General features: G+C 59.9%; 25 protein-coding genes and 1 pseudogene. 20 read left to right on the forward strand and 6 right to left on the reverse strand.

Annotated features, from left to right (window positions below; all coding sequences use genetic code 11):
* Positions 1 to 31 precede the first annotated feature (31 nt).
* The 17 genes from cutD to Q0K07_RS01665 all read left to right on the forward strand — a co-directional run bounded on the left by cutD (position 32) and on the right by Q0K07_RS01665 (position 12,762).
* Positions 32 to 955: a choline TMA-lyase-activating enzyme gene (gene cutD / locus Q0K07_RS01585; RefSeq protein WP_294555497.1), complete on the forward strand. Its 924-nt coding sequence runs from the start codon at positions 32 to 34 to the stop codon at positions 953 to 955.
* An 18-nt stretch (positions 956 to 973) separates the two neighbouring features.
* On the forward strand, positions 974 to 1,534 hold the full coding sequence (locus Q0K07_RS13275) for a BMC domain-containing protein (protein ID WP_367178858.1): 561 nt from the start codon (positions 974 to 976) through the stop codon (positions 1,532 to 1,534).
* Positions 1,535 to 1,546: 12 nt separating this feature from the next.
* Positions 1,547 to 3,022: an acetaldehyde dehydrogenase (acetylating) gene (locus Q0K07_RS01595; RefSeq protein ID WP_294555500.1), complete on the forward strand. Its 1,476-nt coding sequence runs from the start codon at positions 1,547 to 1,549 to the stop codon at positions 3,020 to 3,022.
* 76 nt (positions 3,023 to 3,098) lie between these two features.
* Positions 3,099 to 3,383, forward strand: a complete 285-nt coding sequence (gene eutM, locus Q0K07_RS01600; RefSeq protein ID WP_294555503.1) for an ethanolamine utilization microcompartment protein EutM — start codon at positions 3,099 to 3,101, stop codon at positions 3,381 to 3,383.
* Between the two features lie 95 nt (positions 3,384 to 3,478).
* Complete coding sequence (locus Q0K07_RS01605; RefSeq protein ID WP_294555506.1) at positions 3,479 to 4,165, forward strand: phosphate propanoyltransferase; 687 nt, start codon at positions 3,479 to 3,481, stop codon at positions 4,163 to 4,165.
* A complete protein-coding gene (gene eutJ, locus Q0K07_RS01610; RefSeq protein ID WP_294555509.1) occupies positions 4,155 to 4,988 on the forward strand; it encodes an ethanolamine utilization protein EutJ in 834 nt (277 codons plus the stop codon). Before Q0K07_RS01605 ends, eutJ begins: the two co-directional genes overlap by 11 nt.
* A gap of 11 nt (positions 4,989 to 4,999) precedes the next feature.
* Positions 5,000 to 5,614 carry a hypothetical protein gene (locus Q0K07_RS01615; RefSeq protein WP_294555511.1) on the forward strand — a complete coding sequence of 205 codons (615 nt, stop codon included), beginning with the start codon at positions 5,000 to 5,002 and terminating at the stop codon, positions 5,612 to 5,614.
* Positions 5,611 to 5,886: a EutN/CcmL family microcompartment protein gene (locus Q0K07_RS01620; protein ID WP_273522528.1), complete on the forward strand. Its 276-nt coding sequence runs from the start codon at positions 5,611 to 5,613 to the stop codon at positions 5,884 to 5,886. The genes Q0K07_RS01615 and Q0K07_RS01620 overlap by 4 nt, the downstream gene beginning before the upstream one ends.
* 7 nt (positions 5,887 to 5,893) lie before the next feature.
* Entirely contained in the window at positions 5,894 to 6,442 is a 549-nt protein-coding gene (locus tag Q0K07_RS01625) for a BMC domain-containing protein (RefSeq protein ID WP_294555517.1), read from the forward strand.
* Between the two features lie 2 nt (positions 6,443 to 6,444).
* Positions 6,445 to 6,822: a hypothetical protein gene (locus tag Q0K07_RS01630; RefSeq protein WP_294555520.1), complete on the forward strand. Its 378-nt coding sequence runs from the start codon at positions 6,445 to 6,447 to the stop codon at positions 6,820 to 6,822.
* Between the two features lie 77 nt (positions 6,823 to 6,899).
* The gene (eutM, locus tag Q0K07_RS01635; protein WP_294555523.1) at positions 6,900 to 7,190 is read left to right on the forward strand and encodes an ethanolamine utilization microcompartment protein EutM; all 291 of its coding nucleotides are present in this window, start codon (positions 6,900 to 6,902) and stop codon (positions 7,188 to 7,190) included.
* A gap of 208 nt (positions 7,191 to 7,398) precedes the next feature.
* Positions 7,399 to 8,508 carry a 1-propanol dehydrogenase PduQ gene (locus Q0K07_RS01640; protein ID WP_294555526.1) on the forward strand — a complete coding sequence of 370 codons (1,110 nt, stop codon included), beginning with the start codon at positions 7,399 to 7,401 and terminating at the stop codon, positions 8,506 to 8,508.
* A gap of 156 nt (positions 8,509 to 8,664) precedes the next feature.
* On the forward strand, positions 8,665 to 9,993 hold the full coding sequence (locus Q0K07_RS01645) for a 4Fe-4S dicluster domain-containing protein (protein ID WP_294555529.1): 1,329 nt from the start codon (positions 8,665 to 8,667) through the stop codon (positions 9,991 to 9,993).
* Between the two features lie 10 nt (positions 9,994 to 10,003).
* Entirely contained in the window at positions 10,004 to 10,564 is a 561-nt protein-coding gene (locus tag Q0K07_RS01650; protein WP_294555532.1) for a BMC domain-containing protein, read from the forward strand.
* Positions 10,565 to 10,624: 60 nt separating this feature from the next.
* A complete protein-coding gene (locus Q0K07_RS01655) occupies positions 10,625 to 10,984 on the forward strand; it encodes a BMC domain-containing protein (protein ID WP_294555535.1) in 360 nt (119 codons plus the stop codon).
* A 329-nt stretch (positions 10,985 to 11,313) separates the two neighbouring features.
* Positions 11,314 to 11,799: a EutP/PduV family microcompartment system protein gene (locus tag Q0K07_RS01660; protein WP_294555537.1), complete on the forward strand. Its 486-nt coding sequence runs from the start codon at positions 11,314 to 11,316 to the stop codon at positions 11,797 to 11,799.
* Between the two features lie 33 nt (positions 11,800 to 11,832).
* On the forward strand, positions 11,833 to 12,762 hold the full coding sequence (locus Q0K07_RS01665) for a LysR family transcriptional regulator (protein WP_294555540.1): 930 nt from the start codon (positions 11,833 to 11,835) through the stop codon (positions 12,760 to 12,762).
* 18 nt (positions 12,763 to 12,780) lie between these two features.
* Here Q0K07_RS01665 and Q0K07_RS01670 read toward each other — a convergent pair whose 3' ends face one another.
* The 6 genes and pseudogenes from Q0K07_RS01670 to Q0K07_RS01695 all read right to left on the reverse strand — a co-directional run bounded on the left by Q0K07_RS01670 (position 12,781) and on the right by Q0K07_RS01695 (position 18,722).
* Positions 12,781 to 13,731, reverse strand: a complete 951-nt coding sequence (locus Q0K07_RS01670; protein ID WP_367178859.1) for a CocE/NonD family hydrolase C-terminal non-catalytic domain-containing protein — start codon at positions 13,729 to 13,731, stop codon at positions 12,781 to 12,783.
* A 126-nt stretch (positions 13,732 to 13,857) separates the two neighbouring features.
* Positions 13,858 to 14,447, reverse strand: a pseudogene (locus Q0K07_RS01675) (CocE/NonD family hydrolase); the annotation flags it as partial.
* 97 nt (positions 14,448 to 14,544) lie between these two features.
* A complete protein-coding gene (locus Q0K07_RS01680; protein ID WP_294555548.1) occupies positions 14,545 to 15,522 on the reverse strand; it encodes a nitronate monooxygenase in 978 nt (325 codons plus the stop codon).
* Positions 15,523 to 15,574: 52 nt separating this feature from the next.
* Positions 15,575 to 16,426 (reverse strand): amidohydrolase family protein, encoded by an 852-nt coding sequence (locus tag Q0K07_RS01685; protein WP_294555551.1) that lies wholly within the window; start codon positions 16,424 to 16,426, stop codon positions 15,575 to 15,577.
* A gap of 12 nt (positions 16,427 to 16,438) precedes the next feature.
* Positions 16,439 to 17,326: an amidohydrolase family protein gene (locus Q0K07_RS01690; RefSeq protein ID WP_294555554.1), complete on the reverse strand. Its 888-nt coding sequence runs from the start codon at positions 17,324 to 17,326 to the stop codon at positions 16,439 to 16,441.
* A 31-nt stretch (positions 17,327 to 17,357) separates the two neighbouring features.
* Positions 17,358 to 18,722, reverse strand: a complete 1,365-nt coding sequence (locus Q0K07_RS01695; protein ID WP_294555556.1) for an SLC13 family permease — start codon at positions 18,720 to 18,722, stop codon at positions 17,358 to 17,360.
* A 23-nt stretch (positions 18,723 to 18,745) separates the two neighbouring features.
* On the opposite strand from Q0K07_RS01695, the gene Q0K07_RS01700 reads away from it, so the two are divergent.
* From Q0K07_RS01700 to Q0K07_RS01710, 3 genes are all read left to right on the forward strand, one after another.
* Positions 18,746 to 19,015: a hypothetical protein gene (locus tag Q0K07_RS01700; protein WP_294555559.1), complete on the forward strand. Its 270-nt coding sequence runs from the start codon at positions 18,746 to 18,748 to the stop codon at positions 19,013 to 19,015.
* Positions 19,016 to 19,187: 172 nt separating this feature from the next.
* On the forward strand, positions 19,188 to 20,255 hold the full coding sequence (locus Q0K07_RS01705) for an alpha/beta hydrolase (protein WP_294555562.1): 1,068 nt from the start codon (positions 19,188 to 19,190) through the stop codon (positions 20,253 to 20,255).
* An 843-nt stretch (positions 20,256 to 21,098) separates the two neighbouring features.
* Entirely contained in the window at positions 21,099 to 22,829 is a 1,731-nt protein-coding gene (locus Q0K07_RS01710) for a phosphoenolpyruvate carboxykinase (ATP) (protein ID WP_294555564.1), read from the forward strand.
* Positions 22,830 to 23,080: the final 251 nt, after the last annotated feature.

Genomic DNA, 23,080 nt, shown 5'->3' on the forward strand with positions numbered 1-23,080 from the left:
ACAACAGGGAATCCAGCGGAGCGGTTTCGCGGTGGAAAGAAAGGCACTGATATTCAACATACAGAAGTACAATCTGTATGACGGGCCGGGCATCAGAACACTGGTCTTTTTCAAGGGCTGTCCCCTGCGTTGCCTGTGGTGCTCCAACCCGGAAGGGCAGGTGCGCGCCTACCAGATCCTGTTCAAGAAGGACAGGTGCGTGAACTGCGGCGCCTGCGCGGCCGTATGCCCTGCGGGGGTGCACGTCATGGCCGATTCCCGCCATGAGATCCGGCGCGAGGTGGAGTGCGTGGGCTGCCGCGCCTGCGAGAAGGCCTGCACGCAGACTGCGCTCAGCATCTCCGGTGAGTACCGCACCATTTCGGAAATCATGGAAGTCATCGAAGAGGACAGGCCCTTCTACCAGAGCTCCGGCGGCGGTGTGACGCTGGGCGGGGGCGAGGTGCTCATGCAGCCCGAGGCCGCCGTCAATCTGCTCACCACCTGCAAGGAGCGGGGCATCAACACCGCCATCGAAACCTGCGGTTACGCAAGGGCCGAGGTGGTGCGCCGTGCCGCCGAGGTGACGGATCTTTTCCTTTTCGACGTGAAGCACATGAACTCCGACCGCCATTACCAGCTTACCGGCGTCCGTAACGAGCTTATCCTCGAAAACCTGCGCTGGCTTCTGGAAAACCGCTGCAACGTCAAGGTGCGCGTGCCTCTGCTGCGCGGCGTGAACGATTCCGAGAGCGACATAGAGGCCATGGTGCGCTTCCTCGCTCCCTACAAGGATCATCGCAACTGCAAGGGCATAGACCTTCTGCCCTACCACAAGATGGGCGTGAACAAATACGCGCAGCTCGGCAGGGAATACCCCATGCCGGGCGACCCCGCGCTGGATGAAGCCGGACTGGCGAGGGTGGAAGACATTATCAGGCGTTACGACTTTCCGGTAACGGTGATCAGGCACTGAGCCTGAGGAGGCTTTTCCATGCTGGCACTCGGACTTGTGGAAACCAGAGGACTGCTCGCGGCGATAGAGGGCGCAGACGCCATGCTCAAGGCCGCCGACGTGCGCCTTCTGGAAAAGAACCTGGCCACCGGCGGACTGGTGACCATTACCGTGGCGGGCGAGGTTTCCGCCGTACAGGCATCCGTGGATGCGGCGAAGGCCTGCATCCTGCGCATTGCCGGTGCGGAACTTGTGTCCACCCACGTCATCCCCCGGCCGGATGAGGAACTTTCCGGCATACTGCGCCTCGATCCGGATGCGGAGCCGGAAAAGGAACCCGAGCCTCCCCTGCCTCCGGCGGGAGAGGGCGGAGCGCGCAGTGCGGCCTTTGTGAGCGAAGCGTCGAAACAGGTTTCCGGCAGCGTTCATGAAGAGGCCGGAGACAGTGCCCCCGCCGAGGCCCGGTTGAAGAGAATGAGCCTGAACCGGCTGCGCCAGATGGCCTGGAACATGGAAGGCCTGTCCATGTCCGAGGAGGACGTCGCGTCGGCCGACAAAAAATCCCTGATTGCCGCCATATTGAAGGCTTCAGGAAAATAGAGGAGTAGTTCAATGGTAGACAAGGATTTGTTGTCCATCCAGGAAGCCCGCTCTCTGGTGCGCGCCGCCCGCGTCGCCCAGGCCGAGTTTTCGCAGCTGGGGCAGGAACGCATCGATGCCGTGGTCAAGGCGGTTTCCGAAGCCACGGCCGCCCAGGCCGAGGCGCTGGCTGTCATGGCCAACGAAGAAACCGGCTACGGCAAGCCCCATGACAAGAAGATCAAGAACCTGCTTGCCAGCGAGAAGGTCTACGCCTGCATCAAGGATATGAAGACGGTGGGCATACTCCGCGAGGACAAGGTCAACAAGATCGTGGAAATCGCCGTTCCCGTGGGTGTGATTGCGGGTATCATCCCTTCCACCAACCCCACCTCCACGGTCATCTACAAGTCTCTCATTTCGCTGAAGGCCGGCAACGCCATCGTGTTCACGCCGCACCCCGCCGCCAAGAAGTGCATCGGCCGCACCGTGCAGATCATCAAGGAAGCGCTGCATAACTGCGGCGTGAGCACCGACCTTGTGAGCTGCATCAGCGTGCCCACCATGGAAGGCAGTGCCGAACTCATGAAGATTGCCGACCTCATTCTGGCCACCGGCGGCCCCGGCATGGTCAAGGCCGCCTACAGCTCCGGTACGCCCGCCCTCGGCGTGGGCGCCGGCAACGTGCCCGCCTTCATCGAGCGCAGCGCCGACATCAAGGACGCCGTGACCAAGATCATGACCAGCAAGACCTTCGACAACGGCACCATCTGCGCCTCGGAACAGTCCATCGTCACCGAGGCCGTCATTGCCGCCGAAGTGAAGCGTGAACTCATTGCCCCGGGCGGTTTCTTCCTCGAAGGGGAGAACCTCGCCAAGGTGAAGGCCGTCATGGAACGCGGCAACGGCTCCATGAATCCGGCCATCGTGGGCCGCGACGCCCAGACCATCGCCAGAATCGCGGGCATCGAAGTTCCCGCCGGAACGCGTCTGCTCATTTCCGACGAAGCGGGTGTGGGCCCCAAGTTCCCCTTCTCCAAGGAAAAGCTCACCGCTCTTCTGGGCTTCTATGTGGTCAACGACTGGCATCAGGCCTGCGAGCTGTGCCATGCGCTGCTGCATAACTGCGGCATCGGCCATTCTCTCGCCATCCATTCCCACAACGAGGAGATCATCCGTGAATTCGGCCTGAAGAAGCCGGTTTCCCGTATTCTGGTGAACACCCCCTCCACCCACGGCGGCGTGGGCATCACCACCGGGCTCTTCCCCTCCTTCACGCTGGGCTGCGGCGCGGTGGGCGGCAGTGCCACCTCCGACAACGTGACTCCCATGAACCTGCTGAACATCCGCCGCGTGGCGTACGATCTCGGCAACACTCCCTGCGAAGCGCATCATGAGTGCTGCCACAGCGAAGCTCCGGCTCACGGAACTTCCTGCTCCTCCACCGCCGGCATCGACATCAACGCCATCACCTCGCTGATAGTCGCGGAACTCAAGAAAGTCATGTAAGCTGAGCCTGTCGGCGGAAAAAGCCGGACGGCGTATTTCATAATCAACCAGAGAAAACCCTTTCAAGGAGATGGATATGACTTCCACCAATGCTTTGGGCATGATCGAAACCAGAGGTCTCGTCGGCGCCGTTGAAGCGGCCGATGCCATGGTCAAGGCCGCCAACGTCACCCTCATCGGCCGTGTGCAGGTCGGCGGCGGGCTCGTCACCGTCATGGTCCGCGGCGACGTGGGCGCGGTGAAGGCCGCCACGGACGCCGGTTCCGCCGCCGCCCAGAAGGTCGGCGAGCTTGTCAGCGTGCATGTCATCCCCCGTCCTCACTCCGAAGTGGAGCTCATCCTGCCCCATAAGGAAGCGTAAGCGCGTGAAACGGGCCGGAGCCTGCGCTTCCGGCCCGTCGCATTCGCCGGTGAAGGCTGCTCCTGCGGGTGCTTCGATATTGCAGCGGAGACAACATGAACGAACAAGCCATGAAAGACGTGCTGGCGCAGATCCTTTCCTGCGTGCTCAGCGAGGTGGCCTCTCAGGCCGGCCACGCATGCTCCGCGCCGGAAAACGGGCCCATTCCCGTGGAACTTTCCGCCCGTCACGTTCATTTGAGTGAAAAGGACGCCATAGCCCTGTTCGGCGCGCCGCTGACCCATGCCAGGGATCTTTCCCAGCCGGGTCAGTTCCTGTGCAAGGAACGCGTGCGCCTCATCGGGCCCAAGGGCGTCATGGACAACGTCGCCATACTCGGCCCCTCCCGGGGCAAGTCGCAGGTGGAACTCTCCAAGACCGACGCGCGCGCCCTGGGTGTGGATGCGCCGGTGCGCCAGTCCGGCGACGTGGCCGGTACCCCCGGCATCATTCTCGCCTCGGATCACGGCATTGTGGGCCTTGAGGAAGGCGTCATCGTGGCTTCCCGCCACATTCACATGACCCCGGCGGACGCGGCCCGTTTCGGTGTTGCCGACAACGACATGGTGAGCGTGCGCCTCAGCACGGAACGCCCCGTGGTGTTTGAGGACGTGCTTGTCCGCGTGAGCGACAAGTTCAGCCTCGCCATGCACATTGATGCCGACGAAGGCAACGGTTCCGGCTGGAAGAAGGGCGTGAACGGCGTGATCGTCGGCAAGTCCGGGTGCCGTCATGGACATTGAGGCGGTCAACAGCCTCATAGGCGACCTGGAGAGATGTATCGATCACCCCGCGGAAACGGAACGGGGTGAGCGCCTCTTCGTGGGGGTGGACCTCGGCACGGCCTACATCGTGGTGGTCGTGGTCGACGCCGGGGGCCGCCCCGTGGGCTGCGCCCTGGAGTTCGCTCAGGTGGTGCGCGACGGCCTCGTGGTGGATTACACCGGCGCAACGGCCATTGTGCGCCGCCTCGTGCGGAAGCTGGAGGAAGAACTCGGCCGCGAGCTGGAATATGCGGCCATCGCCGTACCTCCGGGCACCGGCGAGAGGGAATGCGCCACGCACCGCCATGTGGTGGAGGCTTCGGGGCTCACCGTCACGTCCATTCTGGATGAACCCACGGCCGCCAATGCCGTTCTCGGCGTGGACAACGGCGTCATCGTGGACATAGGCGGCGGCACCACCGGCCTTTCCGTACTTGAGGACGGCAAGGTGGTCTATGTGGCCGACGAACCCACGGGCGGCACGCATCTTTCTCTCGTGCTGGCGGGCAACTACGGCGTGAGCTTTGAAGAGGCGGAAGAGATCAAGAAGGATGCTTCGCGGCAGAAGGAAATCCTTCCCGTGGTGAAGCCGGTGCTGGAAAAGATGGCCAGCATCATCAACCGGCACATTGCCGGGCGCGATGTGGACGTGGTGTACCTTGTGGGCGGCACCTGCTGCCTGAAGGACATGGAAAAGGTCATCGCCAAGGAAACGGGCAAGAGCGTGTGCAAACCCGCCAATCCGTTCCTGGTCACGCCTCTGGGCATAGCGCTCAACTGTGCGGCGGGCGCTGAAGCATAACGGGGAAACGCATGATGGACATGGCGGAACTTGTACGCACCATCGTTCAGGAAGTTCTGGAACGGACGGAAGCGGCCCGGGCGAAGGCCTGCGTGAGGGTGCTTGCCCCCCGTGACGAAGCTCTTGCGGAACGGGTGCGCACTCTCGTCGCTCCGTATTACGAAAACGGGGCAGATCTTCTTTTCCTCGGGGAAGAGGATCACGGCCGCAGGCCCGTGCGGCATATCCTGCCCGTGCTGTCCTGCTCCGACATGGCCGCTCTTGCGGTGGGACGCGCCGCTTCCGCCTGCATGGAGGAGGTGCTCGGCCTGCTGCTGCGCGGCGTGGAGGTGGAGGTTCTGGAATTTTCCTACCGTGCGTATGTCGACACCGCCCCCGGTCCTCTGTATGAACTTTACGCCGCCCATGAAAGGACTCTGGCCGGATACGGGCTCAGGGCCTTCCGTCCCAGGCTGCCTGAAAAGGTCATGGTGCGGGAGAAGCTGATTACAGCGGCCATGGTGGAACATGCCGGGGCCGAGGGCCGCCGCACGATGGTGATCCCTGCCGGGGCCAGCATCACGCCCCTTGCGGCGGAAAAGGCGGAAGAGCTGAACATGCGCATCGTGAAGGAAGGAGAGGCATGATTATCGGCATTGTCATCGGCAACGTGTGGGCCACCAAGAAGGAAGAGGCGCTCAACGGCTTCAAGCTCATGGTGGTGCAGCGCATCGACCCGGCGGACGGCGGCAGGCATGAAAGCCTCGTGGCCGCCGACTGCGTGGGTGCGGGCATAGGGGAGCAGGTCCTTGTGGTGACCGGTTCTTCCGCGCGCATGGCGCTTGCCTCGTCCGATATTCCCATGGATGCCGCCATTGTGGGCATTCTGGATGAAGTAGAGATCACAAAGGGCCTGTGAGGGTGTTATGGACAGTCTCGGGGTGGTGGAAGTTTCCGGCATAGCTTCCGGCGTGGAGCTGGCCGACGCCATGGTCAAGGCGGCCGACGTGGAACTTGTCCGCGCGGGTACGCTCTGTTCCGGGCGCTTCCTCATCTATGTCGCAGGCGAGCGTGAGGCCGTGGGCACTTCCGTGGCCCTTGCGGAAGCCTCGGGCCGGAAGCTTGTCGGCTCCTTTGTGATTTCCCATATTTCTCCCCTGGTGACGGCCGCGCTGAAGAAAAGCGAGGCGGCTCTTCCCGGGGAAGCGCTGGGTGTGGTGGAAAGCCGTTTTGTTTCCCCGGCCCTTCATGCCGCCGACAGAGCGGTGAAACGCTCCGCCGTCCGGCTGCTGAAATTCGTGTCCGGGCAGGGCATAGCGGGCAAGGCGTTCTTCGTTCTCGGGGGCGATGTGGCCGCCGTGAGCGAGGCCGTGGAGGCCGCCCGGCAGGCCCTTGGTTCCAGACTTGTGGAAGCCGTGGTCATTCCCAATCCCGCCGAAGCGCTGGCAAGGGCATTGACGGGCGCAGTGAGGTAAGCATGAAAAAAGAACTGATCAGTGTGGAGAATCTCGACGCTTTCATCTGCAAAAGTGACGGAAAGCTCTATGTGAGCAAAAACCGTATTCTGACGCCGGGGGCCAGGGACGAGCTTGCCCGGCGCAAGGTGAGCATCGTGTACGGTGAGGAACCGGCCCCGGCGGAACATGTTCAGGCTCCCTGCCGCGGAGGCTGCGGCGCGGGCAAGACCTTTTTCGTGGGACCCGAGGAAGGCACGGGGCTGGCTTCCGCGGGCAGTCTGGAGAGCCTTTCCATGGCGGTGGCGCACATGCTGAAAACGCAGTACGGCGTGACCGATCCCAGGGAAATCCGCGCCATGACGGTGGAAGCTCTCAAAACCATCAAGGACAACATCTGAGCGTGCGGCACGCTGCACGAAGGAACTTCAGCCGTGCCCCGCAGGCACGCCACAGCTAAAACATAAGGAGACCATCCATGAAACTTGACGCACTCGGCATGATTGAAACGAGGGGCCTCGTCGGAGCCATTGAAGCCGCTGACGCCATGGTCAAGGCCGCGAACGTGACGCTCATCGGCCGCGAACAGGTAGGCGGCGGGCTTGTCACCGTCATGGTGCGCGGCGACGTGGGCGCGGTGAAGGCCGCCACCGACGCGGGCGCGGCTGCCGCGGAACGCGTGGGCGAACTGCGCAGCGTGCATGTCATTCCCCGCCCCCACAGCGAAGTGGAACTGATCCTGCCCCATCGCGCCGAAGAGGCCGAATAGTGTTCATCTCTCCGGGGAGGGCGCGTCCCTCCCCGGGGAAAAGCCCTGAAGCATGCACCGGGGAACGTTCCGGGCATGATGAGGCCCGGCAGCGCGGCTCTGCCTGCCGGAAACCACAGACTGCGGGGTACTGCATCCCGCCCGGGCCGCACATGCGGCCTGCGGACGGACAGAAGCCGTATCCCGGCATATTTCGCGGAGAATCAGCGTGACCCAGTTCCACGGAAAAACAAAGATATGCTACGGCAAATACGCCCTTGACACCCTGGAGGAACTGCCCTGTACCCGCGCCTTCGTGGTGACGGACCCGTTCATGGTCAAGAGCGGTTTTGCCGACCAGATCACGAGTCATCTGGAGCGGCGGGACATTCCGCACCGCATTTTTTCCAGCGTGGAGCCCGATCCTTCCCTGGAAACGGTGAAGCAGGGCACGGTGGACTTCGTGGCCAGCCGGGCCGACCTCATTGTGGCCCTCGGCGGCGGTTCCGCCATCGACACGGCAAAGGCCATCGCCTTTTTCGCACGCAAGGCCGCGCCTTCCCTGCCCCGTCCGCTTCTGGCCGCCATTCCCACCACGAGCGGCACAGGTTCCGAAGTCACGGCCATTTCCGTGGTCACGGACAAGCAGCACGGCGTGAAGATCCCCCTGAACGATGAGCTGCTCATTCCCGACGTGGCCATTCTCGACGCGCGCTTCACGCGTACCGTGCCGCCTTCGGTCACGGCGGCCACGGGCATGGATGTGCTCACCCATGCCGTGGAGGCCTACACCTCGCGCGACTACAACGCCTTTACCGATATTCTTGCCGTGCAGGCCATCCGTTATGTATTCTCCTACCTGCTCAAGGCCTATCAGCAGATGGAAGACATGGAGGCGAGGGAAATGATGCTGCTCGGCTCCTGCATGGCGGGCATGGCCTTCAACAACAGCGGGCTCGGCATTACGCACAGCATGGCCCATGCGCTGGGCGGGCAGTTCCACATTCCCCACGGCCTGGCCAACGCCGTGCTTCTGCCCTATGCCATACGTTTCAACAGCTTCGACGCGGGCGTGCGTTACAGGGAGCTTGCGCGCATCATCGGCCTTCCCCACAGCAACGTGGAAGAGGGCACAAACGGTCTCATCACGGCCGTGCGCGGTCTGAACGAGGCCATGGGCATCCCCGCGCGCATACGCGACCTCAAGGTGGATGAGTCGGCCTTTGCCGCCTCCCTCGACACCATGGCGGCCCATGCGCTGGAGGATATGTGCACGAAGAGCAACCCCCGGCGTCCTTCCGTGTCGGATATCAGGCAGATTCTGGAGCACGCTTGGTAAGGTGAACATGCCCTGCGAAGCGGGGAGAGATAACATGGTGCCCGCGCGGTCCGTTGCCGGAGAGGCGCGCGGGGAAAACGGCGCTTTTCATGTATTGCGCTCCGGGCGGAGTCCGGGCGGCGCGACCGGCGTCATGTCATGCCAGAGGACAGAAGAATGGGAAATCAGATTGTTGACAGAATACGGGAAGCCGGCGTCGTCGGCGCGGGCGGCGCGGGTCTGCCCACCCACGTCAAGGCCGACGCCACGGTGGATACGGTTCTTGTGAACGGCGCCTCCTGCGAGCCTTTGCTCATGAGTGATCCGCACCTCATGGAACATGAGGTGGACACCATGCTTCGCGGGCTGAAGGCCGTCATGGAATGCACCGGCGCGAAAAAGGGCATGGTCTGCCTGAAGGGCAAGCATGCAAAGGCCATGGCTTCGGTGCGCGAGGCCGTGGCGCGCGAAGGAAGCGGCACGCTGGAAGCCTTTGAACTCGGGGATTTCTACCCTGCGGGCGACGAACAGGTGCTGGTGTATGAGGCTCTCGGGCGCATCGTGCCCGAACGCGGTCTTCCCCTGCAGGTGGGGGCCGTGGTGAGCAATGTGGAAACCTTGTACAACGTGGCCCGCGCTCTGGACGGCATCCCTGTGACGGAACGCTATCTCACCGTGGCGGGCGAGGTGCGCCGTCCCATGGTGGTGAAGGCCCCCGTGGGTACCCCCGTGGCCGATGTCATCGCCTTTGCCGGGGGAGCCACCATTCCGGAACACCGCGTGGTGGACGGCGGCCCCATGATGGGCAAGGTGCTCCCCGACGTGTCCCGTGCCGTGGTCACCAAGACCACGAGCGGCCTTCTGGTGCTTCCGCCCGATCATAACGTGGTGGTCCGCAAGGTCATGGATCCGGCCAGAGTGCGGCAGATCACCAATACCATATGCTGCCAGTGCTCCCGCTGCACCGATCTGTGCCCGCGGCACCTGCTCGGCCATTCCCTGCATCCGAACAAGCTCATGCGCGTGTTCGCCGGGCAGGACCTTGCGAGTGAAACGGCCAAAGAGGCGCTTCTGTGTTCCGAATGCGGCCTGTGCGAAAAGTTTGCCTGCCCCATGATGGTTTCCCCGCGCGAGGTCAACGCGCAGATCAAGAGGGAACTCATGAAGGCCGGCGTGAAGTGGGTTTCTTCCGGCAAGGCTCCGGAACCCAATACCTTCCGTGAGGAACGCCGCGTGCCCACCGCGCGGCTCCTGCAGCGCCTGGATCTTGTGGAATATGATACGCATCCCGGTTATGCCGGGGAAATCGTGCCTTCCCGGGTGAGCATTCCGCTTCGCCAGCACATCGGCGCGCCCGCCGTGTGCGTCGTTTCCGAGGGCATGCGCGTGAAATGCGGCGACCTCATCGGCGAGATTCCCGAAAAAGCCATGGGCGCGAGGGTTCATGCCAGCATCGACGGCGTGGTGGAGTCCGTTGCGGACGGAATGATAACTATCAAGGCGTGAGGAACTTGTGATGAAATTACGCACTATCGGTTGCGTGGAACTGAACAGCATCAGCGCGGGCCTGCATGTCGCGGACGAAATGGTCAAGGCCGCCGAGGTACAGCTTGTCCTCTCCCGCCCCACCTGCCCGGGCCGCTATCTTGTCATTGTCACCGGCGACACCGGAGCGGTGAAGAGTTCCGTGGCCCACGGCCGCGAAATCGGCGCCGACATGGTGGTGGACTGGTTTGTCATTCCCAGCGTGCATGAGGCCGTGATTCCCGCCATGAACGGCACTGCCGTGTGCCCCCGCATCGACGCTCTGGGCTGCATCGAAACCTGCACCACGGCCGCCTGCGTGCTTGCCGCCGATGCGGCGGCCAAGGCCGGACAGGTGCATCTCATCGAACTGCGCTTTGCCTCGGGGTTGGGCGGCAAGGCCTATATCGTCATGACCGGGGAAGTCAGCTCCGTGCAGGCTTCCGTGGATGCGGGCGTGTCCGTTGTGGAAGGCGAAGGCTCCGGCCCCGTGCTCAGCCACATCGTCATTCCTTCGCCCAGCGAGGATCTTAAAAAGCATCTTCTCGGGTAACACCGTTCATGCGGGGGAGGCATTCTCCCTCCCCCGCGCCTTTTCGGAGACAGGGGCATCATGGGCAGGATAAGCGACGAACCGAAGCAGCGAGTCATCCAGGAATACGTTCCGGGTAAGCAGATCACGCTCGCCCATGTCATCGCCAGCCCCAACAGGGGCATCTACCTCAAGCTCGGGCTGGACGACACGGTAAGCGACGCTCTCGGCATACTCACCATTACTCCTGCCGAAGGCGTCATCATTGCGGCGGATATCGCCACCAAGTCCGGTTCCGTGGACATCGGCTTTCTGGACCGTTTCGGCGGTTCGCTGCTCCTTGTGGGCGATGTGGCCAGTGTGGAATCGGCGCTTAAAAGCGTCATTGCCTATTTCGACGGCGTGCTGCATTACGCCTCCGTGGACATGACGCGCACCTGATATTGTCGCTCCCAGTGCATGATCCGGCCCGGTGCATGTTCGCCGGGCTTTTGCGCATGTGGGGCATGGTGCGGAGCGGGCCGGGGAAATACGCTTCCGCGCCTTGTTCCGTGAGGCGGCCGTGGAGCTGTGCAGCACGTTTTTTCTGTGCCCCTGGACAAATGCCTCGGAGCGCGGAAGTGCCCTCTGCACGGCGCCGTCAGGAAAACGCCCTTGTTTTTGCAGGGAGACGCCCCGGGAAGCCTGCGGTGCCCTCCGGAGGGGCGGCGCACGTTTCCGGCACCGCAGGGAAGGGCACGGAATACTCAGGGGAACAAAAAGGGGAATCCATGCTGAAGACCATGCTCATAGGGGAATGGCGTTCGGGCAAAAGCTCGCTCATACGCGTTCTTTCCGGGGCGGAATATGCGCCGCGCAAGGTGCTTGCCGTGGATTTTTTCCGCAATTTCGTCAATACGCCCAGTGAGTTTCTGGAAAACCGCCGCTTCTATCCTGCGCTCATCACCGCTTCCGCGGATTGCGACGTGCTTGTCTTCGTGCAGGATGCCACGCGTACCTTCTGCCAGATTCCCCCGGGATTCGCCTCCATGTTCAACCGCCGCGTCGTCGGCGTGATCACCAAAATCGACCTGCCGGAGGCAGACCTTGAGCGTGCCCGCCGTTTTCTGAAGAATGCCGGAGTCAAGGACATCTTCTGCGTGAGCGTCACGCAGGGTACGGGCATGGAGGCGCTCCGGGCCGCGCTTCTGTGCCGGCAGAAAGTGCAGGAAAGGCCCGAGCATTGCCATTTGGAGGACGCGGAAGTATATTCATGACGACCCCTTGCAACAGGATGGATATCTTTCGCCATGAACATCAAGCAGTTGGAATATTTTATCGGGGCTGCGAAAAGCGCTTCCCTCAATGAGGCCGCCGCTCGGGTGTTCATTACACAGCCTGCACTGAGCGCTTCTCTGGCCACGCTGGAGAGTGAAATGGGGGTGACGCTGTTTTCCAAGCAGAAAAAGGGCATAGAACTGACCCCGGAGGGCGTGGAATTCTTTTTTTATGCCCATGACATGCTTGAACAGTATCAGCGCATGAGCGCCCTGGCGGAGCGGAATCTCAGAAACGTTGCGGGAAACGTCAGCATCTTTGCCATACCCTCCCTGTGCCGGTCCATTCTGGTGGATGTTTCCCGATACGTCTTCAAGAATTATCCGTCCACTCGTCTGAAAATCGTGGAGAGCACCAATACCTTCCGGAATGCGGAAAGCGACGAAGGCCTGTACCTGCTCTGTCGTCCGCACGACCGGCTCGAAGAGGTGAAGGCCCGTGCCGGGGAGCAGGGCTTTTTGTATGAGGAGCTCATGGACGACCAGAGCCGGGTGTACATCAATGCCGGCAATGTCCTTGCAAAAAAGAAGGCGCTGAGTCTTGCGGATCTGGGAACGCTTTCTCTTGCGCAGATAGAAGATGCGGACAAGCTCAGCGAATATCCCTATGCCGGCATACAGGCCTACTTCCGGCCGGGGGTGTATTCCTTTTCCTCCAATGAATCCATGCTGGAGGTCATCAAGGAAAATGTCGACATGGCCGGGGTGTATTCCTCGCTGCTCATGTTGAATTCCCACTACGACCAGAGGGTGAAGGCGATGCCGGTTGCCGATTTCACCATGCCTGTCAGGTTCGTCATGTGTTCGCCTTCCGGCGGGGGGCAGAGCGCGCAGGAATGCGTGAGAAATACCGTCCGCTACTTTTTCCTCCGGTATCGGAATCAGCTTTTCCCCGGCATCTGACCGCCCGCCGTGCGGCGCTTACGGTATTTCTATACAGGGCAGAGCGAGGAAGGAGTCGAAGTCCCCGCCCAGATGCAGCACATGGGTGCCCCGGTTGATGGTTTTTTCCGCGGGCATATCGGGAAACTCGGGCCGTATGAGCAGGTCGTGCCCGCAGACGACAAGTTCCAGAATTTCTCCCCGGTTCCAGCGCATGGCCGTGGGCCAGAAGCCGATGTCCACGGGAACGATTTCTCCGGGGCTGAGCTTTTTTTCCGTGCGGAAGAAGGGTTCGGGCCGGTACGGCGCCATTTCTCCGCTCTCCCGCAGGGAAACGCGCAGGCGCCCGTTGGCTCCGGCAAAGGTGCGCCCTGTGACCACCCGGCTGAGCAGCAGGCGGCCTTCACCGTCGCGCTTGCGCACAAAGGCGAAAAGGTCCATGTCGTCGGCGCCTTCCGCCTCCACCCAGAGCCTGAGCATGATGTAGCCGGTGACTTCCATGTCCTGCCTGCAGACCATGCGGAACACGGCGCTTTCCTTTTCCGGAACATAACGCAGCGTGACGCCGTGTTCGAGGGGGGATTCGGAGAGTTTTTCCTGCTCTCCCAGGTGGAAGAGGCGGTACTTTTCGCGATTCAGGGGAAATTCGGATTCCTTGCGGTCGAGTATGTCCTCATGTCCCGGATTCAGCACGGCGAGGCGCACGCGGGGCGTATCGGGCCAGCCGTTTTCCCTGCCCTTCAGATAATAGTCGAAGAAACGGCGCAGTTCCTCCACATGATCGGGGCGATAGTATTCATGCCATTCGTGCGTGTTGTGTACGCGCAGCCATTTTTCTGCTGAGGAGATACGCTCCCAGGCGCGGAAGGTGCCTCCCGTGTGAACAAGGTTGGTCCACGAGGCCACGATATAGGCCGGGGTGATGATGCGTTCCAGTTCCGCGGCCTTGGAGGCCCAGTATTCGTTGTACAGAGGCTCACGGGCGATCATGCCCGCAAGATCTTCCGTTCTGCCGTTGCCGTAGACGTGGGAGAAAATCTGAGAGGCGAACAGGTTTGCGGGAATGCCTCCCCGGGCAAGGTTGTCCTTGTAAAGATCGGAGGCTCCTTCACAGGGGGCGATGGCCGCCAGGTGCGGCGGGCGCAGCGCCGCCACGAAATACTGCGTCATGGCCAGCATGGAGGTCCCGCTCAGGCCTATTTTCCCGTTGCACCAGGGCCGGGCGGCAGCCATTCGATGACGTCATATTCGTCCCGGGCTTCCTGCGGTCCCCAGGCCTGAATGTCGCCTTCGGACATGAACACGCCGCGCGGATCGGGGGCGGCCACGGCATAGCCGTGCGCCACCCAGTATGCCGGATTCGGCCCTTCAAATTTGTTCAGCCCGTCCTCCCATTCCTTTTTCACGTCCATGCGTGTGGGGTGGCCGAACAGATCCAGCGTGAGCCAGCTCGCACGTTTGCCGTAGGAACTCCAGCCCATGATCACCGGAACCCGCTCTGTGCCTGCGGGACGGAAGATGTCGACCCGGATGGTGACGCCGTCACGCAGGCGGACGGGGATGTCCTGCTCGACCAGAATGGGGCAGGTCGTCGCCATGCGGCCTTCTTCCTGCCGGAATCCTGCAGGCAGGATAAAGGAGCACTGGTTCAGGCCGGGATACGAGGACTCTCTGACGGGCGTGGAGGGAAGGAAGAGGGGTGTCATGGTTTTTCTCCCAGAAAAGCGTGCGGAACCGGTTTTATGCGTTGCGTGCAGGCAGGCCGGAGCCTGCCTGCGCCCGCATACCGGGAGGGATCAAAGGTCAGTCGAGCTGCAGACGGCTCATGCCTGCCATGACGGCGCGGCATTCGGCAATGACCGTGTTCATGATGTCCGCCACGGGGCGGATGCTGTTCACAAGCGGGGCGATCTGGCCCGCCATGACGGCGCCGTGTTCGGTGTCGCCTTCGGCCATGGCCTTTTTCAGAGAGCTTTCGGCCACGGGGCGGAGCCGTTCGGCAGCTTCCTTCCGGACATATTCGGCTTCGATGCGGAGTATTTCTTCGGAAAGGGCGTTGGCGATCTGCCGGCAGGGTTCTCCGGTGGCGGTTCCCGTGATCACGGTCTGCATGTCGCCGCAGGCCAGCACGGCCGTTTTGACGTTGGGATGAACCGGCGTTTCCGCCGCGGCGAGAAACACGGTGCCCATTTCAATGCCTTCGGCGCCCATGGCCATGACCGCAGCCATGCCCCGGCCGTCGGCAATGCCGCCTGCGGCCACCAGAGGCGTTTTTTCCAGTACGTCCGCCGCCTGCGGAACGAGCACCATGGTCGATTCCACGGTCACATGGCCGCCGCCTTCCCAGCCTTTGACGATGACGATGTCGGCGCCCGCCTTTTCGGCGGTGACGGCGTCACGAATGTCGCTGGCCTTGACGATGACCCGTGCGCCCAGCTCGTGCCAGATGTCGAAGTATTTCTTCGAGAGCGCGTAGTCGAGGCCGATGAGCGTATCGGCGTAGACCACGGGCACCTTTTCTTCCTTCACCACGGTCACGATCTTGTCGAGAATGCCGGATGCCGGATCCATGATGACATTGATGGCAAAGGGCTTCTGCGTAAGCGCCCGCGTGGCCTTTACCTGTTCCAGCACAAAGCCTATGGGGGCGAACCCCACGCCGAGCACGCCGAGCCCGCCTGCGTTGGATACGGCGGCGACCAGCGGAGCCGTCGAGGTCCAGGCCATGGGGCCCTGAATGATGGGTTTTTCTATACCGAGAATAGTGCAGACTCTGTTCATATCTTCTCCCGTTGTCTGAGAACAGCGATGTTTCACAAGGATGCAGCGGCGATCAGCGGATCTGATCTTCGAGATGCAGCGCCCGGACGGCGTTGTTGCAGAAGATGTTTTCCAGAATATCCCCGCTCAGCCCGAGTTCCAGGAAGGATTTCTTCGTGTCGGCGATGGTGGCCAGAGGATAGGCCGTGGAGAAGCAGATCCGTTCGCTCAGCATGTTCTTTGCGGCGCGGACATAGTCCTGGAAGCCCGGAGTGTTCGGCGTCATGTAGGTGTCGGGCGCGAGGTAGACATTGTTGCGGCAGAAGGCCACCTGAATGATTTCCGTCACAAAAGGCCAGCCTGCATGGGCCGCAATGATGGTCATGCGGGGGAAGCTGACGGCCACCTTGTCCAGTTCCGTGGGGTCGTACAGCTTCAGATCCGGGGCGAACATGCCGCCCCACTGCAGCATGACGGGCACCTGCTCCGCTTCGCATTTTTCATAAATGGCCCACAGATAGCGGTCGTTGCAGTGCAGAGGTCCCTTTTTGCAGAAGGGCAGTTCCATGACTATGCCTTTGCAGGGGCCGTTGTGAACATAGGTGTCGATGGTATCGAAGGCTTTGAGTATGCCGTCGGTGGGGTCGACCCCGGCCATGCCGACAAAGCGGCCCGGGTAGTCGGCAATAAGCTGCACGAGATCGTCGTTGCTGACGCCGTCGGCGGTGCGGATGGGCACGACGCCCATGGTGATGCCGGCCTGATCCATTTCCTCAAGAAGCAGGGGCATGGATTTTTCATGGGCGGATGGGGCGAGGCGGCCGCCGTTTTTATGCATGACGGGAACAATGTGTTCCTGCGCCGTGTAAAGACCCATGTTGCAGATGCTTTTGTACGGAGGACGAAGACGCATATCGATGATCATGGTGATTCTCCATCAGTCAAGAGGAAGGTGGAACAGACGCGCGGCGGTGCGGTACATGATGTCGGGCAGAACTTCTTCGCGCAGGCCGCTGTTCATATAGTAGTTGACGGCAAATTCCAGAGGAATGCCCGGACAGGCCGTGCCGAACATGAGCTTGTCGCGCAGGGTATAGTTGGCGGCGTCCAGGTACATCTGGCGGCAGTGCGTGTTGATGAAGTACATGTCGGGCGACAGGTACAGGTTGGGAATGATGAAGGCGGCGTGGCAGAAGCGGTCCACATAGGGATAGGCGCCGTGACAGCACACGAAATTCACCCCGGGGAAGTCGCGGCAGGCCTGCAGAAGCGGATCAATCTGTTCGGCGGGGAAGCCGGGCAGACTGCCGAAGGTCATGAGCACGGGCAGATCGTGCTGCGCGCACTTTTCCAGAATGGGATAGACGCGCTCTTTGTCGTTCATGAACCAGTTGGGCTGGTCGATGTAGGGTTCCAGCATGATGCCCGGCAGAGGGCCGTTGACGCAGAACTTGTCGATTTCGCTGATGTTTTCATCAATGGTGTTATATACCGGAGAAAGGCAGGCAATGCCGAGAAAACGGTGGGGATACTCGTTCATGAGGTCCACGAGATCCTGATTGTCGGTCTTTCTGCGGTTGTTGCGCGGGTCGCCCCAGGCCGCACGGTAGGGAGCCACACCGATATCGATGCCGGCGCAGTCCATTTCCCGGATGAAAAGGCCCATGTCCCTGTACAGAAGGGAGGGGGTTGCCGTGGTGTTCGTCATTTTGCGGAACAGGCCCGCAAAGGCGACATCGTACAGCCCGAAGGGATATCCTTCATTGAGAAAGCCCCGGTAGGGGGGACGGCAGCGCATATCGATGATCTTGATACCGTTCTTCATGATGAACCTCCTGAAAAGTAGGGGATATGCTTTACATGACGCCCGTCAGCTTCCACCAGGGAACAATGACGAGCAGCATGAAAATAAGGTGCAGTATCATGCGTATGGTATTGTATTTGATGAAGTCTTTCATGGTGAACAGGCCGAAGGCGAAATACATGAGGTAGGCGGTGTTTTCATGCGGCATGAACACGTTGCTGACGTTCATGAGTATGGTGAACAGCGAGGCAAGCGGAGGAATGCCGAGGTCTATGCCTATCTGCATGATGGGAACGCCGAGGGCCGTGGTCACGGCAACGGGAGTAAGCAGCAGGTTGGATAGGGACGCGATGAGCCACACGCCTGCCACATAGCCGGATTCGGAAAGGCCCTGCAGCATGGGGGTGACCATGTCGGCAATGAACCTGTCCACGCCGGTGCTCACGCCCACACTGCCGATGGAGAGACAGGAGACGGTGAAGAAAATGATGCTGTAGTTGATGCCCCGCAGAACACGGTCGGAGCCGAGTCCGACCCCGGGCAGGAAAGCCAGCCAGGGCAGCAGCATGAAGGCATAGCCGGAGGGCAGGGCAAGGAAGCTGGAGGCGATGAGATAGCCGACCACGAGGACGGCGAGACAGACGGCCTTTTTTTCATCGGGGCGCACGGGGCCGAGCTTTTCATATTCCGTTCTGAAGAAGGCGGTATCGACGTTCATGCTGCAGCGGAAGAAAACGTGGGAGATGAGCAGCATCCAGACAAGGTCGAACAGAAGCCACGGCAGGCCTGTGGTCAGATAGGAAAGCCAGGATATGGTCAGCGAGGAGTCGAAAAGATTGACGACGGCCGCGCCCACGCCGGCATTGATGGGATTGTAGATCCAGGCAAAGGGGGCGATGCCTCCGGTCATGGCGGCAAACACGATGCCGTTGGCCTCTCTGGAGCCGGGCCTGTAGCCGAGTCCTGAGCAGATGCCGAACACCAGCGTGGCAAAGAGCGGAAATCCCGTTACGGATGTAAGAAAGGCCACAAACAGGGCGGCGAGATACACGCCCCATATCATTTTGGCATAGCTGCCGTTGGTCTTGCAGATGATGAAGTAGGCGCAGCGTACCATCACTCCCGTCTGTTCCAGAATGGAGGCCAGTACCAGGGAGCCGATGAGCATCCAGGTCATGTCGTTGCCCCAGGACAGGAAAATGACGGACTTGTCCGCGACATCGAAAATGGAATAGCCGAGAAAAAGAACGATGGAGGCAACAAGACTGTCTGTCAGATCAAAACAGACAAGAAGTATCGAGGCTGTAGTAATGGCAAAAAACAGTTTTATCTGATGAGTGAACAGCGCCGTTTCCGTAAACAGGAGCGGAATGCAGGAAAGGATAATGAGTATCATCCATTTTTTTACATTCTTCATGATCTTCTCCCACGAATGAATGGATGTGGATCAACACTTTATGTACAGGATATATAATCGCCATATTTTTTTGTCTAATCGATTTTTTCTTTTGCTTTGATCCGAGGGTATGGAAGAAGTTACTGAAAGAGAAAAAGGTAAAATTTTTTTTAGCACTGCGTTTTTTCGGCATGCTTTTTTCGGGGGCGGTGGGGGAAGAGAAGGGGCATGCCCTGCGGCGTGAGGATGGTCCGCAGCTGGTGGGGCGGCAGGGCAGTCTTCCCGCGGGACATGTTTTTCTCCCTTGCCGATGAGCATGCTGCCGGGCTTCCCGGCGTAGGGCTCAAGCGGAAGGAGGCCTGGTCCGATCCATGCCTTTTTTCTATGGTTTGTCATGAAATATAAGTATTTGTCATATCGCAGCCGTATCTCTACAACGAAGAAGAGGCATGTATGTCATGTTCATCGAAAAAAAGGGGCGAAGTCATGAATACGGTAGCGGGACTTTTTTGCAGCGTGCTGCTTCTGGCCGGGGCCGCAACGGCATACGGCGCTGCGCATAACGACACACTGGCAGGAGGACATCACGACATGGAACTGACGAAAGCATGGGACAAGACGTTTCCCAGAAGCGACAAGGTGATCCACAGGAAGGTGACGTTCAGGAACCGCTACGGCATAACGCTTGCGGCGGACATGTATGTTCCCGCGCACACGGAGCAGCGGCGCATGGCGGCCATAGCCGTGAGCGGGCCTTTCGGCGCGGTGAAGGAGCAGGCTTCCGGCCTGTACGCGCAGACCATGGCCGAACGCGGCTTCGTGACCCTGGCCTTCGACGCCTCCTATACGGGGGAGAGCGGAGGGGAGCCCCGCAATGTGGCTTCGCCCGACATCAACACCGAGGATTTCAGCGCGGCGGTAGACTTTCTCACGACGCAGGAAAACGTGGATGAGGAGCGCATCGGCATCATCGGCATCTGCGGCTTCGGCGGCATGGGACTCAACGCCGCCGCCATGGATACGCGCATCAGGGCCACGGTGGCTTCCACCATGTATGATATGAGCCGCGTCAACGCCAACGGGTATTTTGATGCCATGGATGAGAACGCGCGTTATGAACTGCGCCGCGAGCTCAACGCGCAGCGCACGAAGGATGCGAAATCCGGCATCATTGCACCTTCGCAGAACGGCCTTCCCGAGGCGCTGAAGGGCGATGAACCGCAGTTTGTGAAGGATTATTTCAACTACTACAAGACCAGCCGCGGTTTCCATCCCCGTTCCGTCAATTCCAACGGCGCCTGGAACGCCACCTCACCGCTTTCCTTCATGAATATGCCCCTGCTGAGCTACGCGGGAGAAATCCGCAGCGCGGTGCTGCTCATCCATGGGGAAAAGGCGCATTCCCGCTACTTCAGCGAAGACGCCTTCAAAAAGCTCAGGGGAGAGAACAAGAAGCTCATGATCATTCCCGGCGCCAGCCATACGGACCTGTACGACAGGACGGACATCATTCCCTTCGATGCCATGGAGGCGTTTTTCCGGGAGTATCTGTAGCCGTATCCCTTTCATATTTCTGTGCGGAGCCGCGTCATGCGGCTTCGCCTGTTTAAAGCGCAGGTTCCGGCAGGCGCGGAGGCGCGATCCTGCATCCTGCCCGGGAAGACACTGCACATGATGCGGAAACCTGGAGGCCGCCCTGAGGAAAATCAGGAAAAAATAATGTATTTCCGGGTATTGTGCGAAAGTTTTCCTGTACCATGGCCATGGTTCATGAAAATGCGCGTATAAGCGGCATACATGGGCCTGTTGCCGCGGCATATTTTCATGATCGTTGCCGCCTGTGAAGAAAACAATCTAATATACTAAAATTTTTTATATTTTTTCTGTTGTATCATGTGAGATGTCTTATTCTGGGAAAATTATGGATTTTTTTTGCTTTGTCGGAGCCTGATTTATGGACAAATTCTTCAGGAACGCTCATTATCGGAAAAACGAATCTGAAAACCTGCATGCCGCAAGGCATGGGAGCAGAGAAGGGGACCTGCAGCAAGACAGTCATGTTCAACATACAGAGCCTGTTTCCCTGATGAAGCTCTTCGGCGGATGTGAGAATGGATGCCAAGAGCACCGGAAGGAAAAACATGCTTCCGCAGAAGCGGAGAGGAGGCGGCAGAAGAGATATTTTCAACAGCGTTTCGAGCCTGCAGTCATGTGAAATGATACCTGTGAATATTGCATTCTCATGATGAAGGATGTTGTATTGCTGACAAAATAAATAGCATAATATGCCTTTTTGACAGTTACATGAAAAAAACTGTTTCCTGTATGATCATGATCGGATAAACCATATTATGTTCTTCTCCGGCTCTGGAGGAGGAAAAAGGCACGGGAACTGGTATGGCGAGTCAGCCGTCTTGGAAGTATTACAGCAAACTGAGTGAAATGTCCCGTCTTCGGGCCATTGCCGAGTCTCTGTTCAATAATCGCAATCATGGAAATTCTCTCCGCTATGTTTCTCCGGCGGAGGCGTATGAAATGTCCTGCCGTCTTCCCTGGGTGACGGTGACGGATCTTCCCATGGACGAAAGCACGGTAAGGCGCCTCGGGCTTCCCCCCGACGCCAGAGTGTTCAACGACAACTGCGGGAAGACTGTCGGGCGCAGCGCCGATGCGCGGGTGTTCTACAACAGGGCCGACGCGGAAGAGAAGATTGCCCTTGAGGAAATGCTCCGCGAAGCCGTGTATCAGATGCAGTGCGAGAACAGACTCGTTTACGCGGAAGCCGTCATCGGGCTGGATGCCCATCTGATGATCAAGGCGCGCATGATTGCTCCGGAAAGTGATATTTCCAATATCTTCCACTGGTATGCCAATTTCACGCCGCTCTCTTCCGTGCCGGAATACGAAAAGAGCGTGGAACTGCCCGTACAGGATATTCTTTTTGTTTCCTTCCCCGGCTGGAAGTCCGACGACAAGCGCTGGAGCAAGGGCTGCGTGGCGGTTGATGAAGAGCACATGACCATTTTCAACCTCGGCATGCGTTACTTCGGCGAGCGCAAGAAGGGCACGCTTACCATGGCCTGGACGGCGGGCATGCGCATGGGAATGGTGGCGGCCCATGCCGGCATCAAGGAAGTGGATTTTTCGCAGGTGCCGGGCTTCGGCCATCGCGGAAAGCAGATCATTGCGTTTTACGGACTGTCCGGTTCCGGCAAGTCGTCGCACATCAATACGATGGACAACGGCGGAACGCTTCCCAAGGAAGCGAAGTGCCGCATCGCTCATGACGACGCCTTCCAGATAGACTGCAGGAACCGGCGCAGCTATGTATGGGAACCTGCGCTGTACGACAAGACGGACAGCCGCGATGAACATCATCAGGACTGGAAATACTGCATCACCACACAGAACATGCTGGTGGTGAATTACGACGGCAGAATCATTCCTGTGGGCCGGGATATACGCAACAACAACGGCCGCGCCCTGTTCAGCCGCGATCTTCTGGGCAAGACCACCGACCGCATCGGCTTCCCCAATGTCATAGGCTGGCTGATGAAGGATTCCACCCTGCCGCCGCTTGTCAGGCTTACCTCTCCCGGCCTTGCCGTGGCCATGGGCGCAACCCTCATGACCAAGCGCAGCAGCGCTGAAAATGTCAGCGCCGAAGACATGGAGAAGCTGATTTTTGTTCCCTTTGCCAATCCCTTCCGCGTCTATCCTCTGGCCAAGGACTGCCTGGGCTATATTGAGATATTCCGCGCCGGCTGCGAGTGCTACATCTGGTCCGGTGGCGGCGGCGGGATGTGGAACGGCTCCGACAATAACCTGAAGACCGTGCCGCTGAACGTTTCTCTGACGCTTCAGACGGCCGTTCTGGAAGGCACGCTGGAGTGGGAGGACTGGGAACTGGTGGAGGACGCGCAGATTCCCACGCGCGAGTCCATCGAGAAGATACTGCCGGGCTATTATGACCGGTACAATCCGCGCATCGTTCCCAACAAGGATGATTTCATCGCCACGCTGAAAAAGCGCTTCCAGCAGCGCCGCAACTTCATCATGGACAGCGACATCAGGGAATATCCCGATCTTATGGAAGAACTCGTGCAGTCCATGAAGGTGAACGCATAACAGACGGCATACGATCCGCATAAGAGAAAAGGCCGGTCTTCCCGCGTGAGGGGGAAGGCCGGCCTTTCTGACATGCGGCGGGCATGGCCGCCCGTTCCGGAGAAGGCGGGCGCAGAGGCGGAAAAAACGCATGCTTTGAGCCGGAAACGAAAGAAGCCCCTGCGGCATGACCGCAAGGGCTTGATTTCACTGGAGCCAGCTTGGAGACTTGAACTCCAGACCTACTGATTACGAATCAGTTGCTCTACCAA

The sequence above is a fragment of the uncultured Mailhella sp. genome, from assembly GCF_944324615.1.
Classification (GTDB): Bacteria; Desulfobacterota; Desulfovibrionia; order Desulfovibrionales; family Desulfovibrionaceae; genus Mailhella.

Bases quoted from the DNA above. Each gene is read 5' to 3' on its own strand.
- Q0K07_RS13275 (WP_367178858.1), top strand. From the start codon at position 974: ATGCTGGCACTCGGACTTGTGGAAACCAGAGGACTGCTCGCGGCGATA.
- Q0K07_RS01595 (WP_294555500.1), top strand. From the start codon at position 1,547: ATGGTAGACAAGGATTTGTTGTCCATCCAGGAAGCCCGCTCTCTGGTG.
- eutM (WP_294555503.1), top strand. From the start codon at position 3,099: ATGACTTCCACCAATGCTTTGGGCATGATCGAAACCAGAGGTCTCGTC.
- Q0K07_RS01605 (WP_294555506.1), top strand. From the start codon at position 3,479: ATGAACGAACAAGCCATGAAAGACGTGCTGGCGCAGATCCTTTCCTGC.
- eutJ (WP_294555509.1), top strand. From the start codon at position 4,155: ATGGACATTGAGGCGGTCAACAGCCTCATAGGCGACCTGGAGAGATGT.
- Q0K07_RS01615 (WP_294555511.1), top strand. From the start codon at position 5,000: ATGATGGACATGGCGGAACTTGTACGCACCATCGTTCAGGAAGTTCTG.
- Q0K07_RS01620 (WP_273522528.1), top strand. From the start codon at position 5,611: ATGATTATCGGCATTGTCATCGGCAACGTGTGGGCCACCAAGAAGGAA.
- Q0K07_RS01625 (WP_294555517.1), top strand. From the start codon at position 5,894: ATGGACAGTCTCGGGGTGGTGGAAGTTTCCGGCATAGCTTCCGGCGTG.
- Q0K07_RS01630 (WP_294555520.1), top strand. From the start codon at position 6,445: ATGAAAAAAGAACTGATCAGTGTGGAGAATCTCGACGCTTTCATCTGC.
- eutM (WP_294555523.1), top strand. From the start codon at position 6,900: ATGAAACTTGACGCACTCGGCATGATTGAAACGAGGGGCCTCGTCGGA.
- Q0K07_RS01645 (WP_294555529.1), top strand. From the start codon at position 8,665: ATGGGAAATCAGATTGTTGACAGAATACGGGAAGCCGGCGTCGTCGGC.
- Q0K07_RS01650 (WP_294555532.1), top strand. From the start codon at position 10,004: ATGAAATTACGCACTATCGGTTGCGTGGAACTGAACAGCATCAGCGCG.
- Q0K07_RS01655 (WP_294555535.1), top strand. From the start codon at position 10,625: ATGGGCAGGATAAGCGACGAACCGAAGCAGCGAGTCATCCAGGAATAC.
- Q0K07_RS01660 (WP_294555537.1), top strand. From the start codon at position 11,314: ATGCTGAAGACCATGCTCATAGGGGAATGGCGTTCGGGCAAAAGCTCG.
- Q0K07_RS01665 (WP_294555540.1), top strand. From the start codon at position 11,833: ATGAACATCAAGCAGTTGGAATATTTTATCGGGGCTGCGAAAAGCGCT.
- Q0K07_RS01670 (WP_367178859.1), bottom strand. From the start codon at position 13,731: ATGATCGCCCGTGAGCCTCTGTACAACGAATACTGGGCCTCCAAGGCC.
- Q0K07_RS01680 (WP_294555548.1), bottom strand. From the start codon at position 15,522: ATGAACAGAGTCTGCACTATTCTCGGTATAGAAAAACCCATCATTCAG.
- Q0K07_RS01685 (WP_294555551.1), bottom strand. From the start codon at position 16,426: ATGATCATCGATATGCGTCTTCGTCCTCCGTACAAAAGCATCTGCAAC.
- Q0K07_RS01690 (WP_294555554.1), bottom strand. From the start codon at position 17,326: ATGAAGAACGGTATCAAGATCATCGATATGCGCTGCCGTCCCCCCTAC.
- Q0K07_RS01695 (WP_294555556.1), bottom strand. From the start codon at position 18,722: ATGAAGAATGTAAAAAAATGGATGATACTCATTATCCTTTCCTGCATT.
- Q0K07_RS01700 (WP_294555559.1), top strand. From the start codon at position 18,746: ATGTGGATCAACACTTTATGTACAGGATATATAATCGCCATATTTTTT.
- Q0K07_RS01705 (WP_294555562.1), top strand. From the start codon at position 19,188: ATGAATACGGTAGCGGGACTTTTTTGCAGCGTGCTGCTTCTGGCCGGG.
- Q0K07_RS01710 (WP_294555564.1), top strand. From the start codon at position 21,099: ATGGCGAGTCAGCCGTCTTGGAAGTATTACAGCAAACTGAGTGAAATG.